Origin of the sequence: Guyparkeria sp., assembly GCF_046545975.1 — a bacterium.
Classification (GTDB): Bacteria; Pseudomonadota; Gammaproteobacteria; order Halothiobacillales; family Halothiobacillaceae; genus Guyparkeria.
On sequence record NZ_JBKGYT010000043.1, the window covers coordinates 1 to 15876 of the forward strand.

Sequence of the window (15876 nt, forward strand, 5' to 3'; positions counted from 1 at the left end):
GAGCGGAAGGAGGGCGGAGCGATCAGGTCGAATTCGGGGATGTCGACCCGGAACACGGTGCCCGCGTCGCTGCGAAAGCCATAGTCCCCGCGCATCCGGCCGGCCGGGGCCTCGATGATGGCCCCGGAGCGGTAGGAATAGCTCTCGCCGGGCGCCAGCCGGGGGTTCTCGCCCACGACGCCCTCGCCGCGCACCTCCTTGATGACGCCGTTGCCATGGTCGATTACCCAGTGCCGGTCGGTGAGCGTGACCGGCAGTGCCCCGTGGTTCTCGATCGTGATCTCGTAGCCGAAGGCATACCGGCCCATGCTCGCGTCACTGTGCTCGGGGACGAACACCACCCGGGCGCGGATGGCGATGTCCCGCTCCCGCTCGCGCGCCTCGGTGTTCATGCGCTGAAACTGCCCCGGTCGACGAACCAGTCCGTGGGGCGGGCGGCGGCCAGCCACTCGGCCGGCCGGTCGGTGCAGCCCTCCCGGATGCGGGCCAGTGCCGGGCGCTTTTCCGCGCCGATCACGAGGAAGACCACGTCGCGGGCTTGTTCGAAGACCGGGAACGTCAGTGTCAGCCGGTGGCAATGCAGCTTTTCCACCGGGTTGACCGTCACCAGGCGGTTGCGTTCGTGGAGTGCCGGCGTGTCCGGGAACAACGAGGCGAAGTGGCCGTCCTCGCCCATGCCCAGAAGGGTGATGTCGAAGCGCGGCACGGCACTGGCAGCCCAGCGGCGCAGGGTGGCCTCGTAGGAGCGGGCATCCCGTTCCGGGTCGCGCTGATGGTCCGAGACCATCGGGAAGGTATGGTGCGGCGGGATGCGCAGCGGTTCGAAGAGTGCCTGCCGCGCCATCAGGAAGTTGCTCTTGGGGTGGTCTTGGGGCACGTTGCGCTCGTCGCCGAAGTAGAACTCCACCCGGTCCCAGGCGACGGCGTCACGGAAGCGTTCGGCCAGTGTCAGGTACAGGCGCCTGGGGGTGCTGCCACCGGCCAGGGCGATCCGTGCCACGCCGCGTTCCCGGATGGCCAGCGCCAGCCGCTCGGCCAGGAAGGCTGCGCAGGCGTTGAAGGTCTGTGCCGCCGTCTCGCTGCAATGGAATTCGGGTGTGGAGGGCATGACCGTTCGCGAGCCTGTCCGGATGGTGACTGGCGGGGCCGGGGCCCCGTTTGAGTCCGATGCCCGCTTGGGGCCGTCTCGGGTATTCAGTCGGTCGACTCGAGCCGCCTGGCCAGCGTCAGAAAGGCGGGGATGTCCAGCGCCTGGGCGCGCAGCGAGGGGTCGATACCCGACGCTTCAATTGTTGACGCTGACATGAGGGGTTTCAAGTTGTTGCGCAGGGTCTTTCGCCGCTGGGTAAATGCCGCCGTGACCAGCCGCTCGAAGCGGGCCCGTTCCTCCGGCGGGACGAGCGACTCGGCGCGCGGGGTGATGCGGATGACGCTCGAGTCGACCTTGGGGGGCGGGTTGAATGCCTCCGGGGGAACGTCGAACAGGTGTTCCACCCGGGCCCGGGCGTTCACCAGCACGCTCAGTCGCCCGTAGGCCGAGTCGTTCGGTTCGGCGGCCAGCCGGCCGGCCACCTCCTTCTGCACCATGAACACCATCTCGCCGATGAGCGTCGCCTGCTCGAGCAGGCGCGTGATCAGCGCCGTGGCGATGTTGTAGGGCAGGTTGCCGACGACGGTCAGCGGCGGGTGCAGGTCCTCGGCCTCGGCCAGGGCGGCCAGGTCCAGGCGCAGGGCGTCCTGTCCCACCAGGCTCACCTGCCGGCCGAGGGAGGCGGCGTCCAGTGTCACCTGCAGGTGCCGGATCACGTCGCGGTCGAGCTCGATCGCGACCACCCGACCGTGGCGCCGAGCCAGGGGCAGGGTCATCGCCCCCAGCCCGGGCCCGATCTCGACGACTTCCTCACCGTCCGGGATCGCGGCGAGGATGCGCTCGATCACGCCGTGATCGACCAGGAAATTCTGGCCGAAGCGTTTGCGGGCCCGGTGGCCGTCCTGGATGCCTTTGCCGGGCATGCTCAGGCGGCCCTCCGTTCGGCCAGTTCGCCGGCCAGCGTGATCGCCGCGGCCAGCGAGCCGTGCTCGGCGCGACCGGTGCCGGCCAGGTCCAGGGCCGTGCCATGGTCCACCGAGGTGCGGATGATCGGCAGTCCCAGGGTGACGTTCACCGCTCGGCCGAAACCGGCGTACTTGAGTACGGGCAGCCCCTGGTCGTGGTACATCGCCAGCACGGCGTCGGCGTGGTCGAGGTGGCGGGGGGTGAACAGGGTGTCCGCCGGCAGGGGACCGATCGCCTGGATGCCCCGGGCCCGCACCGCCTCCAGTGCCGGCCCGATGATGCGGATCTCCTCGTCGCCCAGATGGCCGGACTCGCCTGCATGCGGGTTCAGGCCGGCCACCAGGATCCGCGGCTGCGGCTTGCCCAGCCAGTCGACCATCGCCCGGTGCAGGATGTCGAGCACGGTGGTCAGCACCTCGCCGGTGATCGCGTGCGGCACGTCGGCCAGCGGCAGGTGGGTGGTGGCGAGGGCCACGCGCAGCTCGCCGGCCACCAGCATCATCACCGGATGGCCGCCCACCCGGTCGGCGAGGTATTCCGTGTGCCCGGTGAACGCCACGCCCGCGTCGTTGATCACGCCCTTGTGCAGCGGGGCGGTCACGACCGCGTCGTAGAGCCCCGTGGTGCAGCCGTCAGCCGCGTGGTCGAGCAGGCCGAGCACGTGGCGGGCGTTGGCCGGGTCCAGGCGGCCGGGCGTGACCGGCGCGGAAGCAGGCAGGTGCCGGAAGCAGAAACCCGGCACCGGGGCGGCGGGCCTGTCCGGCGTGGCCTCCGGCCAGTCGAAGGGCAGGCCGAGGGCGTCGGCCCGCGCGGCGAAGACCGCCCGGTCGCCGAGCACGACCAGTTCGGCCGGCGGCACGAAGGCCGGGTCGGTGGAGAGGGCGAGCAGCAGGTCCGGCCCGATGCCGGACGGTTCACCGCTGGTTATTGCCAATCGCACGCTGGCCACTCGCATCGTTGACGGTGTCGGACAGGCGATTCTCGATGTACGCCTCCGAGCGCAGGCGGCGGGTGTACTTGGTCAGTTCCTCGTCGGCGCGGCGTTCGCCGATGGCGTTGCGCGCCTGGTTGCGCAGGTCCTCGCCCGAGATGTCACGAACGCGGCGGTCGTTGACGCGCAGGAAGTGGAAGCCGAACTGGCTCTCGAACACCGGGCTGATCTCGTCCCGGTCAACCGACTGCATCATCTCGGCGAAGGCCGGGTCGAGCTCCTCGGGATTGCTCCAGCCGAGGTCACCGCCGCGCTGTGCCGAGCCCGGGTCGTCGGAGAACTCCTGGGCGACCTCGCCGAAGGTTGCCTCACCATCGATCACCCGCTGGCGCAGCCGCTCGGCCAGTTCGCGGGTGGCCTCGGGGTCACGGTCGCCCTGCGGCCGAAGCAGCACATGGTCGGTCCGGTATTCGGTCACCGACGCGCCGCCGGTAACGGTGCGCGTGTCGACGACCTTGACGATGTGAAAGCCGTTGGGACTGCGCACGATCTCGCTGACCTCCCCGGCCTCCAGGTCCTGGACCACGGGCAGGAACAGGCTCGGGATCCGGCCGGCATCGCGCCAGCCGATGTCGCCGCCCTCGTCAGCGTCCAGTGCATCGGAGCGCTCGGCGGATACCTTGGCGAAGTCCGCGCCGTCGGCGAGGTTTTCACGGATGTCCTCGGCGCGTTCGCGCGCCTCCTCGACCGCCTCGGGCGAGGCATTCTCGGGCACGGCCACGAGGATCTGTGCCAGGCGGTACTCCGTCTGGTCGGCGGATGCCCCGGTGCGCTGTTCGATCCAGGCGTCGATGTCGCGGTCGCTGACGTTGATCTGGCTGTAGACCTCGCGCTTCTGCAGTTCCTCGAGCATCATCTGCTCGCGGATGCCGTCGCGGAAACCGGCCCAGTCCTGGCCGCGGCCGACCACGGCATCGCGCAGCTGGGACAGGGTCAGCCCGTTGCGCTGCGCGATGCCGTTCAGTGCCTCGTTCAGGCGGGTGTCGTCGATCTGGATGCCGACCTTGTCGGCCCGCTCGAGCATGGCCGCCTCCGTGATCATCCGGTCGAGCACGCGCTCGGCCAGGCGTTCGCGGTCGGCCGGGCTCATGGACGCGAGGTCCACCTGGTCGCCCAGCTGCATGATCTCCGCCTCCATTTCACGCTGGGTGATCACGCGGTCGTCGACCACGGCAACGATCCGGTCCAGCGCCTGAAAGCCTTCCATGCCCTGTGCCAGGGCGGGGGCCGCCGGGACGAAGGCGAGGACCAGGCCGGCCAGCGCGGCCAGGGGCGAGCGGAGGAATGCGGGGGTCGGGACGTGCAGGAAATGCATGAATGGTCTCGCTTTGCGCACGGTTTTTGTAAACGGTTCGTGATTGTCGGCCGATCATAACGTATCAACCGGCGGTTGACCGTCCGGGAGTCTCGTGTCGAACCTCGCCGGAGGCTTTTTCAGGGCTGGAAGCCCAGGATCTCGTCCCTGAACTGGTTGCCGCCGACGCCCCCCAGTCCCTTCAGCTCGATCTGGAAGACGACGGCGTTGGAGTACTCGGCATCCTCGCCGAGGTCGATGCCCGCCTCGGGGCGGACGATGTATCGCTTGAGCGCCAGTCGCGCCGACCAGCAGCACGACTCGTAGCCGACCCCCAGCAGTGACTGGACCACCTGTTCGGAGTCGAAGTCGTAGCCCACCCGGCCGAGCATCGACCAGCGGCGCGACAGCGGCCAGGCGAACGAGACGTCGCCCTGCTTGTAGTCGGGATCGGTCTCGTCGATCCCGGTGCGGGTGAAGTAGGACAGATTGAGGATGCGATTGTTCTCGCCACGGTAACCCAGCCGCGTCTGCGAGCGGGCCAGTTCCTCGCGGTCGGTGTCGTACTCGGCGGTGAACGAGCCGCTCCAGTGCTGCGTGACGTCGCTGTAGACCTCGGCGAGCACGGTCGAGCCGCCCTGCTCCTCGTAGGAGGCGGTGTGGCCGGGACGCAGGGTGGTCCTCGAGTCCTCGAAGCGGTAGCGCTGCGCGGCGCGCAGCGACAGCGGCACGGTGCCCTTATGCGTGTCGAGCAGGGACCAGGACAGGCCGTAGGTCAGCGCGTTCTCGTCGGCGACCCGGTCGCCACCGGAGTAGCGGTTTGGGCGGAACAGCTCGCTGTAGCTCAGCGTGGTCGGGCCGGTGTCGAACAGCGGGATGTCGTCCTGGTCGCGGTAGGGCACGTACAGGTAGTACATCCGCGGCTCGAGCAGGGCGCGGTAGCGACCGGTCTCGCCGTAGCCGCGCTCCAGGAACAGGCTGCCGTCGAGGCTCGAGATCGGCACCGTCCGCGTCGCCCCGGTGTCGTACCGGTCGGCATTCGGCGCCATCTGTTCGTCGAGGTGATAGCTGGTCGCATCGAGCGTGACGTCGGGGTGCAGCCGGTACCAGGTGTCGGAAAACGTCTGGCCGAGGCCGACGGCCGCGTGGGCCCGGTCGCCGACGATGCGTTCGTCCGACGGGTGGGCAAACCGGGTCACGTCGCCACGCAGGTGCAGGCTCGGGGCCACGTGCTCGCCCCATTCGCCCAGCCCGAAGCGGTTGCTGGCCGTCAGTCGCGGCATGATCCGGTAGGGGTGTTGCCGCTCGGTCAGGTCCGGGTCGATGGTCTGGTAGCGCCGGGCCTCGAGCCCCAGGTTCCAGCCCCCGCCGGGGCGGGCGTTGATGCGCACGTCGCTCTTCAGGTGACTGCTCGTCGATTGCTCCAGGCCGGTGGAGAAGTCCTGGAAGAGCCGGTCGTCCGAGACGTGGTTGATGTCGGCCCGGTAGTCGAGGTCCGGGTTGACCCGACCGCTGCTGTCGATGCCGAGTGACCAGCGGGACCCGCCGTCCACGCGATCATCGGGCAGGTAGAAGAAGTCGACCTGGTCGCGGCCGCGGTCCTGCTCGCCGAACCGGTGCAGCCAGCGGACCTGCCCGCCCAGCCCCAGCCCTCGCCGGGTGAGGATCGTCGGCGTGAGGGTGGCGTCGACGTTGGGCGCGATGTTCCAGTAGTACGGCTGGGCGTACTCGAAACCGCCCTCGGTGCTGTTGCCGAAGGTCGGGTAAAGGAACCCCGACTGGCGGCGGTCGTCGATCGGGAAGCTGACGTAGGGCGTGTAGAACACCGGCACGCCGCCGGCGTGCAGGGTCGTGTGCCAGGCCTCGCCGCGGCCGGACTCGCGGTCAAGGTCGACCTCGCGGGCCCGGAACTCCCAGTCGCGCTTTTCCGCCGGGCAGGTGGAGAAGCTGGCCTGCTCGAACCGGTAGTACTCGCGGTCGCGCTGCATGACCGTGTCCGCCACCCCGGAGAGGTGGCGACTCTCGATCCAGTAGCGGGCGCGCTCCAGTTGGCCGGCATCCGTGTCGAGGTTGAGTTCGCCACGTTCGGCCCGGACGGCCATGTCGGCCGTCTGCAGCCAGAGCGAACCCTCGCCGCTCACCACGGCCTCGGGCGACTGCCGGTAGGTGAGGGTGTCGCCGAGGATCCGCCGCCCCGGCTCCTCGACCACGGCACTGCCCGAGAGGGTAATCAACCCGTCGCGGCCGTAACTGGCGCTGTCGGCCGCGGCTCGGCCCGGGGCGCCTGCCTCGAGCGGGGTGTAGTCGGGGCGTTCGGGGCCGAAGGCCGGGCACAGGGCGAACGGGCCCGGTTCCTGGGCATGGACCGGCAGCGAGGCGCCGGCCATGGCGGTCAGGCCGGTCGCGATGGCAGCCGCCAGGCGTGTCTTCCCTGACCTCACCCGAGGCGATCCTCAGCGCTTGCCGGGGGCGATGGGGTCGAGGAGGCGGCGGAAGTCCGCGGCGATCTCCTCGATGTCACGCTCGCCGTCGACGCGCTCCAGGCGGCCGTCGCGCTCGTAGTACTCGATCAGCGGGGCGGTCTGTTCCTGGAAAACCTCGAGGCGGCGGCGCACGGTTTCCTCGTTGTCGTCGCCGCGCTGCACCAGTTCGTGCTCGCAGTGGTCGCACTGGTGATCGGAATCCGGCGGGTTGGTGTAGCGGTTGAAGACCGCGCCGCACTCCGTGCAGGTCATCCGACCGGTCAGCCGCTTCATCAGCTTGTCCAGCGGCACGTCCAGCAGGATGCTCATCTCCAGCGGGCGTTCCAGCTCCGCGAGCATCGTGTCGAGCGCCTCGGCCTGGGCAATGTTGCGCGGAAAGCCGTCGAGGATGAAGCCGCGTTCGGTGTCCGGCTGGTCCAGCCGCTCGCGGATCATGCCCAGCACGATGTCGTCGCTGACCAGCTGGCCCTCGTCCATGGCCGCCTTGGCCTTCTTGCCCAGCTCGGTGCCGGCGGCCACGGCGGCGCGCAGGAGATCGCCGGTGGAGATCTGCGGCACCTGGTAGTGTTCGACCAGGCGTGCCGCCTGTGTGCCCTTGCCCGAACCCGGGGCGCCCAAAAGTACGATTCGCATGGTTTTCAAGATCGCGTTTGCTGTGGGTTTGGCCAGTCCGGCATGTCACCGGGGCGAGGTTGAAACCGGGGCTCCGGTCAACCGGCGAAAAACGGTATCATAACGAAAACGTCGCGGCTTGCCTTGGCATGTCGCGTTTTCGTGCGTTCGTTCGCAAATCGTCTGCAATCAATTCGAGGCTGATTCCATGGACCTGTCGAAGATCCCCGCTGGCAAGAACCCCCCGGAAGACATCAACGTCGTCATCGAGATCCCCGTGCAGGGCGTCCCGGTCAAGTACGAACTCGACAAGGACTCCGGCGCGCTGCTGGTCGACCGATTCATGGCCACCTCGATGTACTACCCGACCAACTACGGCTTCATTCCGCAGACGCTCTCCGACGACGGCGACCCGGTCGACGTGATGCTGGTCGCGCCGCTGCCGCTGCAGCCCGGCTCGGTCATCCGCGCCCGTCCTGTGGGCATGCTCGAGATGACCGACGAGTCGGGCATCGACGCCAAGATCATCGCGGTGCCGCACGACAAGCTCACCCCGCACTACCACGACGTGCAGAAGGTCGACGACCTGCCGGGCTTCCTGCTCGAGCAGATCCAGCACTTCTTCGAGCAGTACAAGGCCCTCGAGCCGGGCAAGTGGGTCGAGTGCAAGGGCTTTGCCGACAAGGCGGCCGCCTGCAAGGAGATCGAGGACTCGATCGCGCGCTTCGAGGCCGAGTGATCGTCTCGCCCCGGGCGCTTGTCCGGGAATGTCGTGCCGTGACGGAGCACCTGCGACAGGCGGGTCGGCGGCCTGCCGCGCCGGGCGACGCCCGCTTCCCCTACGTTGATCCGAGGCCTTCCGGCCTTTCCTGATGATGGTGACGACCGATGCTGGATCGGCAACCCGATCGCCTGCATGACCACGGCAGGGCGCGGCGCGTGTTTCGCATGCGCATCCTGCTCGGGGCGGCCGTCTCGCTGCTCGTGGTCTCCGTCCTCCTCGGACGGGCCGCCTGGCTTCAGATCACCCAGCACGACTACTACTCGGGCAAGGCCGAGGAGAACCGCACGCGCCTCGTGGTGCTGCCGCCCGAACGCGGGCGCATCTTCGATGCAAACGGGGAGGTGGTGGCCGACAACGTCGCGACCTACCAGGTGCAGATCACCCCGGAGCACAGCCAGGACGTACGGGCCGAGCTGGACATGCTCGCCCGGGTGCTCGATCTGGGTGCCGCCGAGGTGGAGGACCTTGCCGAGCGCATCCGCGTCGGTCGTCGCTTCGACCCCGTGCTGGTCAAGGCCGACCTCGACGAGGTCGAGCGTGCCCGCATCGCCCGGCTCAAGCCGTGGCTGCGCGGCACGGAAATCGTGTCCAGTCTCAAGCGCGTCTATCCCTACCGGGAATTGCTGGCCCACGTGGTCGGCTATGTGGGGCGCATCAACGCCGAGGACGTCAGGCGCATCGATGCGGATGCCTACCAGGGCACCCAGTACATGGGCAAGACGGGCATCGAGCGACAGTACGAGGATCGCCTGCATGGCATTCCCGGCTACCGGATCGTCGAGGTCGACGCCCTGGGTCGCGAACTCAAGGTGCTGGAGACCGTGCGCCCCACGCCCGGTCACGACCTGTCGCTGTCAATCGACGTCGGGCTGCAGGGCATCGCCTCGGCCGCGCTCGGGGAGTACGCCGGCGCGGTCGTTGCCGAGGATCCCCGTGACGGCGCGATCCGGGCGATGGTCTCGAGGCCCTCGTTCGATCCCAACCTGTTCGTCGACGGCATCGATCAGGACACCTACCGGGCGCTCAACGAAGACCCCGATCGGCCGCTCTACAACCGGGTGACCACGGCGGCCTATCCGCCGGGGTCAACCATCAAGCCGCTGATGGGCATTGTGGGCATGGAAGACGGGCTGATCGATCCGGACGAGCGCTTCTTCGCCGGTCCGTACTACCAGATTCCCGGCAACAAGCACCGCTATCGCGACTGGCGCAAGTGGGGGCACGGCTGGGTCGACTTCCAGGAATCGATATTTCGCTCGGTGGACGTCTACTACTACGACCTGGCCTATCGCATGGGGATCGACCGCATGCACGAGTTCCTGACGGATTTCGGCCTGGGACAGAAGACCGGCATCGACCTGCCCGGGGAACGGGCCGGGCTGATCCCCTCGCGGGACTGGAAACGCCGGGTGAAGGACGAGATCTGGTTCCCGGGCGAGACGGTGATCGCCGGGATCGGGCAGGGCTACATGCTGACCACGATCATGCAGCTCGCCGACATGACGGCCACGCTGGCGACATCGGGCACGCGCCACCGTCCCTGGCTGGTGACGGAAAATCGCGGCCTGCGCCCGCCCGTCGAGCTGAAGCGGACGGATGCCTGGCGCCGCGCCCGCGAGGCCATGCTGGCGGTGGTCGAGCACGAGCGCGGCACGGCGCACAAGATCGCCGCGCCGTACCCGATCGCCGGCAAGACCGGTACCGCCCAGGTGTTCTCGGTGGCCCAGGACGAGGAGTACGATGCCGAAGAGCTCGAGGGGCGGTTGCACGACCATGCCCTGTTCGTCGGCTTCGCGCCGTTCGACGACCCGGAGCTTTCGGTGGCGGTGATCGCCGAGCACGGCGGCAGCGGGTCGGGCACGGCCGCGCCGATCGCCCGCAAGGTGATGGATTTCTGGTTCGACGTGGAGCCGGACGCCGAGATCCAGCCCGAGTTTTCCGAGTACGGAGACTGACCATGGCCGGAGAACGCCTGCAGGCAGCGCGCTGGACCGAGCGTCTCGAGATGACGCTGCGCTCGATATTCAAGCTCGATCCGGTGCTGCTGTTCTTCGTCTGCCTGATCGCGACGATCGGGCTGGTGGCCGGGTATTCCGCCTCGGACCAGAGCAATCAGTGGGTCGAGCGCAGCGTGGTGCGCATGGGGCTCGGCTTCGGCCTGATGCTGGTGATCGCCCAGATCCCCCAGCGCTGGTTCTTCGCCACCGCGCCGTGGCTGTTCGCCATGGTGACCCTGATGCTGGTGGCCGTGTGGCTGGTCGGTGACATGGGCGGCGGGGCGAAGCGCTGGCTGGATCTCGGCGTGATCCGGTTCCAGCCCGCGGAACTGATGAAGGTGGTCATGCCCATGATGATCGCCTGGTTTCTCGCGCGACGCCCCCTGCCGCCACGCTTCGTCGACGTCATGCTCGCGATGCTGGCGGTGATGATCCCCACCGGCCTGATCATGGTCCAGCCCGACCTGGGGTCGGCCCTGCTGATCATGGCTTCGGGGCTGTTCGTGCTGTTCTTCGCCGGCCTGTCCTGGTGGTACATCGGCGGCTTCGTCGCGCTGGCCGCCTCCGCCATCCCGGTGATGTGGTTCTTCTTCATGCACGGCTACCAGAAGCAGCGCGTGCTGACACTGCTGGATCCCACGGCCGACCCGCTGGGCTCGGGCTATCACACCCTCCAGTCGATGATCGCGATCGGTTCGGGCGGCGTATGGGGGAAGGGCTGGCTGCAGGGGACCCAGTCCCATCTGGACTTTATCCCCGAGGGCACCACCGACTTCATTCTCGCGGTCTACGCTGAGGAGTTCGGCCTGGTGGGTCTGGCGGTCCTGTTCGCCCTGTACCTGGCGGTGATCTGGCGGGGGCTGTGGATTGCCGAGCACGCCGAGTCGGTGCAGGGGCGCCTGCTGGCCGCGTCGATCTCCATGACCTTCATGGTCTACGTGCTGGTGAATGCCGGCATGGTGCTGGGTCTGCTGCCGGTGGTCGGCGCCCCCCTGCCGTTGCTGAGCTACGGCGGCACGGCGCTGGTGACCATCATGGTGGGTTTGGGTATGCTGATGAGCATCCGCACGCAACGCAGCTTCCTGGGGCACGATCGCTGATGAACAAGGTACTGGCAGGGGTTGTCCGGGGCGCTCGACGAGCGGGCGCCGCGGCTCTGGTGGCGACTCTCGTGGCGGCAAGCCCCGGCGTGCTCGCCACCGCCGATGACGATTACCTGGAGCGCGACGATGTGCGCGCCTTCATCGACCGGGCGGTGTCGGAGACCGGGGCGCCGCGGGAGGACGTGGAGCGGTGGATCGGCTCGGCCGAGCACCAGCAGAAGATCATCGACGCGATCACCCGCCCGGCCGAATCGAAGACCTGGGGCGAGTACCGACCGATCTTCCTCACCGACAAGCGCATCGAGCAGGGCGTGGCGTTCGCCCGTGAACATGCCGAACTGCTCGACGAGGTCGAGCGGACCTACGGTGTGCCGCGCGAGATCATCGCCGCGATCGTCGGTGTCGAGACGTTCTACGGGCGCATCACGGGCAGCTATCGCGTCATCGACGCGCTCGCCACGCTGGGGTTCGACTACCCCCGCCGGGGCGAATTCTTCCGTGGCCAGTTGATCGATTTCATCCGCCTGGTCGACGAGGAAGGCCTGGACATCGATCAGGCCCGCGGCAGCTATGCCGGGGCGGTCGGCATGCCCCAGTTCATCCCGTCGAGCTACCGTCACTATGCCGTGGACGGGGACGGCGATGGCCGTCGTGACCTGTGGGACAGCCGCGAGGACGTCTTGGCCAGCGTGGCGAACTATTTCGTGGAGCACGGCTGGGGCCAGAGCGAGCCGGTCATGATGCGTGTCGATGTCAACGATGCCGAGGTCGACGACCTGCTCAACACCGGTCGCGACCTCAAGCCGAAGACCACGCTGGGCGAACTGCGCGAGCGGGGCGTGGGCGTTCCCGACGACGCCCCGGTCCCGGACGACTTCGAGGTGATGCTGTTCACCCTGACCGACGACGATGAGGTCGAATACCACGTCGGTTTCAACAACTTCCACGTGATCACGCGCTACAATCACAGCGTGCTCTACGCCACGGCCGTGTGGCAGCTCGCTGAAGCGATCGCCGCAGGCCTGGGGGACGAACGAGAGACCGGGGGCTGACGGTGATGCACCGGGCAGGCCGAAAGGGAGGTGGCGTTGGTCGCGTGGCGGTGATCGGCCTGCCCGCGCTGGCGCTGGTCACGGCCCTGCTGGCGCTGGCGGGGTGTTCGAGCTCGCCTTCGGTCGACCGCGCCGAGACGGCCGATGCCGAGCCCCGGGCCGAGCCGCCTGCCCGCCGGGGCAACCCGAGCAGTTACAGCGTGCGGGGCAAGCGCTACCAGGTCCGTGACAGCAATTCCGGTTACCGCGAGCGGGGCGTGGCTTCCTGGTACGGCAACAAGTTCCACGGTCGGCCGACGTCCTCGGGCGAGCCCTACGACATGTACAAGATGACCGCGGCGCACAAGTCGCTGCGGCTGCCGGCCTACGTGCGGGTGACCAATCTCGAGAACGGGAAGAGCGTGGTGGTGCGGGTCAACGACCGCGGTCCGTTCGTCGACAACCGCGTGATCGACCTGTCCTACGCCGCGGCGCACAAGGTCGGCATGACCGAGAAGGGCACCGCGCTGGTGGACATCGAGGTGGTCGGCCCCGGGCCCCGGGACCAGGCCTCCGCCCGGCCGGTGGGCGATTCGGATGCGCCGGTAGGGAACTGGGGGCGTTCGGCGTTGCCAAAGGTCCGCTGGGGCGAGAACGTCTTCGTCCAGGTGGGGGCCTTTCGTGACCGCGAGAATGCCGAAGCGGTCCGTGCCCGCCTCGAGGGCGCCGGGATCGCCCCGCTCCGTCAGGATGACGGTGACCTGCTGCGCCTGCGGGTCGGGCCGTTCGATTCCCAGCGGGCACTGGACGACACGATGGCCCGGCTCCGGGACATGGGATTTAATGATGCAGAAATGGTGGTGAAGAAATGATCAAGGCCTTGTCATCCCTTCGACGCGGCGGCTGGTGGCGTCACGGGTTCCTGGCTCTGCTGTTCGCCTTCGCGGCGGCCTGGGGCGCGATGGCGCAGGCGGCGTTGCCGACGCCCGGCGCGCCGGACCTGTCGGCCCGTTCCTACGTCCTGCTGGACAACACCACCGGGCAGACCATCGTCGAACGGGAGCCCGACCGCCCCGTGCCCCCGGCGAGCATCACCAAGCTGATGACCGCGTATCTCGCCTTCGAGGCGCTCGAGTCCGGCGACATCGCCATGGACGACGAGGTGCTCGTCAGCGAGAACGCCTGGCGGATGGGCGGTTCGCGCATGTTCATCGAGGCCGGCAAGACCGTGACTATCGAGGAGTTGCTGCAGGGTATGATCGTGCAGTCGGGCAACGACGCGGCGACGGCGCTGGCCGAGTACATCGGCGGCAACGAGCGTTCCTTCGTCTCGCAGATGAATGCCACCGCCGAGCGCCTCGGCATGGAAGAGACCCACTTCGAGAACCCCACCGGATGGCCGGCGGAGGGGCACCTGATGTCGGCGCGCGACATCGCCACGCTGCTCTCGCGCCTGATCCACGAGCATCCCGACCTCTACCGCTACTTCCGGCAGAAGTCCTATACCTACAACGGCATCAAGCAGTACAACCGCGAGAAGCTGCTGTTCCGCAACGACTGGGTCGACGGCGGCAAGACCGGGCACACCGAGGAGGCCGGCTACTGCCTGGCGACGTCCGGGGCGCGTGACGACATGCGCCTGATCGCGGTGGTTCTGGGTACCGACAGTGACGAGGCCCGCAACAACCAGGCCGAGGCACTGCTCAACTACGGTTTCCGTCACTTCGAGGCCGTCGCCGTGCGTGAGGGCGGCGAGACGCTGGCCAGCCCGCGCGTCTACAAGGGTGAGAGCGACGAGGTCCCGGTGGGGCTGGACGAGGATCTCTCCGTGCTGGTGCCCAAGCGGCAGAGCGACGAGCTGACCGTGACCCTCCATCTCGACTCCCTGCTGACCGCGCCCATCGCCGCCGGTGACCGGGTGGGCAGCCTGCGGGTTGCGTTCGACGACGACACCATCGCCGAGCAGCCCGTGGTGGCCCTCGAGGACAATCCGGAAGGAGGCCTGGTCAAGCGGCTGACCGACAGCCTGTGGTTGTGGTGGGACGAATGAGCCCGCCGCCGGTCTATCTCAACGGCGACTGGTGCGACACGGCCAGTGCGCAGGTGTCCGTGTTCGATCGTGGCTACCTCTTCGGCGACGGCGTCTACGAGGTGATTCCCGCCTTCGGTGGACGGCTGTTCGGCCTCGAGGCGCACATGGAGCGCCTGTCGCGCAGCCTGCGCGAGATCGGCATCGCCGAGCCGCTGGCGCGCGACGAGTGGCAGGCGATCTTCGACCGCCTGCTCGAGGGCTACGTCGGCCGCGACGCGGCGGTCTACCTGCAGGTGACCCGCGGCGCCCCGGTGCCCCGGGATCACGCCTGGCCCGATCCTGCCACCGCCCCGGGGGTGATGGCGACGGTCTCCCCGATCGGCAGGCGCAGCGAGGGCGCCCGGGCGATCACCATGCCCGACCAGCGCTGGGCACGCTGCGACATCAAGACCATCAACCTGCTGCCCAATACCATGGCCCGACAGAAGGCGGTCGAGCAGGGCGTGGACGAGGCCATCCTGGTGCGTGACGGGCTGGTGATCGAAGGTTCGGCCACCAACCTGTTCGCCGTGATCGGCGGCCGGCTGGTCACCGCCCCCACCGGCCCGCAGATGCTCGCCGGTGTCACCCGGCGCCTGCTGATCGAGATGACCCGGCGGAAGGGGCTGATCGAGGTCGACGAGTCCTTCATTACCGTCAGCGCGCTGCGCGGGGCCGACGAGGTGTTTCTCACCAGCTCCACCAAGGACATCTGGCCGGTCCTCGAGATCGACGGCGAGCCGGTCGGGCAGGGCGAGGGTGCGGGCCGGCCCGGCCCGGTCACGTGCCGGCTCGACGAGCACTTCCAGCAACTCAAGACACCGCAGCGGAGACCCGCATGACCGACGATCCCCACTTCCGGGGCAGCGGCAAGGCCTGCAACCCCTTCGACAAGCCCAGCATGGCCGAGGACGAGGCGGCCCTCGAGCGCGAGACGATGATCGACTTCCCGACCGAGTTCCCCGTCAAGATCATGGGGCCGGCCACCGACGCGTTCATCGACGACATCAAGCGGGCGGTCGACGGCGTGGTGCCGGGGCTGCCGGAATCGGCCTGGTCACAGCGGGAGAGCGGCAAGGGCAACTTCGTCGGCCTGACGGTCACCTTCACCGCCACCTCGAGAAAGCAGATCGACGACGTCTACCGCGCGATCACCGCGCATCCGGACGTCAAGATGTGTCTCTGAGCGAAGCCGGAAGCGGATGGCCCGGAGCTCGAAGAGGTCAGAGGTCGGAGGTGTGGATCGCGGAGTTGTACTCCGCGCTGGCAAGTCAGAACGGGGGGCGGGTGCGCGACGCGGGCGGCTGCCTTGCCAGCTCCCACGGTGCCTTCAATGCCTGCTCTCTCAGGTGTCCACCACCGTCATGCCGTGCAGAGGTTCCATCAGTCACCACCCCTTGAAACGCCATGCCGCATCACGACAATTTTTTCTGGCTTGGCGAATGCCGCGACTA

The 15876-nt window shown here is 68.3% G+C and carries 15 protein-coding genes; 8 read left to right on the top strand and 7 right to left on the bottom strand.

Annotated elements, in window-relative coordinates:
- The 7 genes from apaG to ACLFMY_RS05640 all read right to left on the bottom strand — a co-directional run.
- The coding region (gene apaG, locus ACLFMY_RS05610; RefSeq protein ID WP_410763601.1) for a Co2+/Mg2+ efflux protein ApaG at positions 1 to 392 on the bottom strand (392 nt) is incomplete at its 3' end.
- The gene (gene pgl / locus ACLFMY_RS05615; protein WP_410763602.1) at positions 389 to 1108 is read right to left on the bottom strand and encodes a 6-phosphogluconolactonase; all 720 of its coding nucleotides are present in this window, start codon (positions 1106 to 1108) and stop codon (positions 389 to 391) included. The genes apaG and pgl, both read right to left, overlap by 4 nt.
- An 86-nt stretch (positions 1109 to 1194) precedes the next feature.
- The gene (rsmA, locus tag ACLFMY_RS05620) at positions 1195 to 2013 is read right to left on the bottom strand and encodes a 16S rRNA (adenine(1518)-N(6)/adenine(1519)-N(6))-dimethyltransferase RsmA (protein ID WP_410763603.1); all 819 of its coding nucleotides are present in this window, start codon (positions 2011 to 2013) and stop codon (positions 1195 to 1197) included.
- A 2-nt stretch (positions 2014 to 2015) separates the two neighbouring features.
- Positions 2016 to 3011 (bottom strand): 4-hydroxythreonine-4-phosphate dehydrogenase PdxA, encoded by a 996-nt coding sequence (pdxA, locus tag ACLFMY_RS05625; protein WP_410763604.1) that lies wholly within the window; start codon positions 3009 to 3011, stop codon positions 2016 to 2018.
- The gene (locus ACLFMY_RS05630) at positions 2971 to 4362 is read right to left on the bottom strand and encodes a peptidylprolyl isomerase (protein ID WP_410763605.1); all 1392 of its coding nucleotides are present in this window, start codon (positions 4360 to 4362) and stop codon (positions 2971 to 2973) included. The genes pdxA and ACLFMY_RS05630 overlap by 41 nt, the downstream gene beginning before the upstream one ends.
- 119 nt (positions 4363 to 4481) lie before the next feature.
- Positions 4482 to 6782, bottom strand: coding sequence for an LPS-assembly protein LptD (locus ACLFMY_RS05635; protein ID WP_410763606.1), 2301 nt, complete (start codon positions 6780 to 6782; stop codon positions 4482 to 4484).
- A gap of 12 nt (positions 6783 to 6794) precedes the next feature.
- A complete protein-coding gene (locus tag ACLFMY_RS05640; protein ID WP_410763607.1) occupies positions 6795 to 7457 on the bottom strand; it encodes an adenylate kinase in 663 nt (220 codons plus the stop codon).
- Positions 7458 to 7644: 187 nt separating this feature from the next.
- Here ACLFMY_RS05640 and ppa point away from each other — a divergent pair, with 187 nt between their 5' ends.
- The 8 genes from ppa to ACLFMY_RS05680 all read left to right on the top strand — a co-directional run bounded on the left by ppa (position 7645) and on the right by ACLFMY_RS05680 (position 15608).
- Positions 7645 to 8175, top strand: a complete 531-nt coding sequence (gene ppa, locus ACLFMY_RS05645) for an inorganic diphosphatase (protein WP_410763608.1) — start codon at positions 7645 to 7647, stop codon at positions 8173 to 8175.
- A gap of 149 nt (positions 8176 to 8324) precedes the next feature.
- The gene (mrdA, locus tag ACLFMY_RS05650) at positions 8325 to 10175 is read left to right on the top strand and encodes a penicillin-binding protein 2 (RefSeq protein ID WP_410763610.1); all 1851 of its coding nucleotides are present in this window, start codon (positions 8325 to 8327) and stop codon (positions 10173 to 10175) included.
- A gap of 50 nt (positions 10176 to 10225) precedes the next feature.
- A complete protein-coding gene (gene rodA / locus ACLFMY_RS05655) occupies positions 10226 to 11317 on the top strand; it encodes a rod shape-determining protein RodA (protein WP_410763615.1) in 1092 nt (363 codons plus the stop codon).
- 71 nt (positions 11318 to 11388) lie between these two features.
- Entirely contained in the window at positions 11389 to 12372 is a 984-nt protein-coding gene (mltB, locus tag ACLFMY_RS05660; protein WP_410763611.1) for a lytic murein transglycosylase B, read from the top strand.
- Between the two features lie 5 nt (positions 12373 to 12377).
- Positions 12378 to 13223, top strand: a complete 846-nt coding sequence (locus ACLFMY_RS05665; protein WP_410763616.1) for a septal ring lytic transglycosylase RlpA family protein — start codon at positions 12378 to 12380, stop codon at positions 13221 to 13223.
- On the top strand, positions 13220 to 14401 hold the full coding sequence (locus ACLFMY_RS05670) for a D-alanyl-D-alanine carboxypeptidase family protein (RefSeq protein ID WP_410763612.1): 1182 nt from the start codon (positions 13220 to 13222) through the stop codon (positions 14399 to 14401). Before ACLFMY_RS05665 ends, ACLFMY_RS05670 begins: the two co-directional genes overlap by 4 nt.
- Positions 14398 to 15264, top strand: coding sequence for an aminotransferase class IV (locus ACLFMY_RS05675; protein ID WP_410763613.1), 867 nt, complete (start codon positions 14398 to 14400; stop codon positions 15262 to 15264). Before ACLFMY_RS05670 ends, ACLFMY_RS05675 begins: the two co-directional genes overlap by 4 nt.
- Complete coding sequence (locus ACLFMY_RS05680) at positions 15261 to 15608, top strand: YbeD family protein (RefSeq protein ID WP_410763614.1); 348 nt, start codon at positions 15261 to 15263, stop codon at positions 15606 to 15608. Before ACLFMY_RS05675 ends, ACLFMY_RS05680 begins: the two co-directional genes overlap by 4 nt.
- Positions 15609 to 15876: the final 268 nt, after the last annotated feature.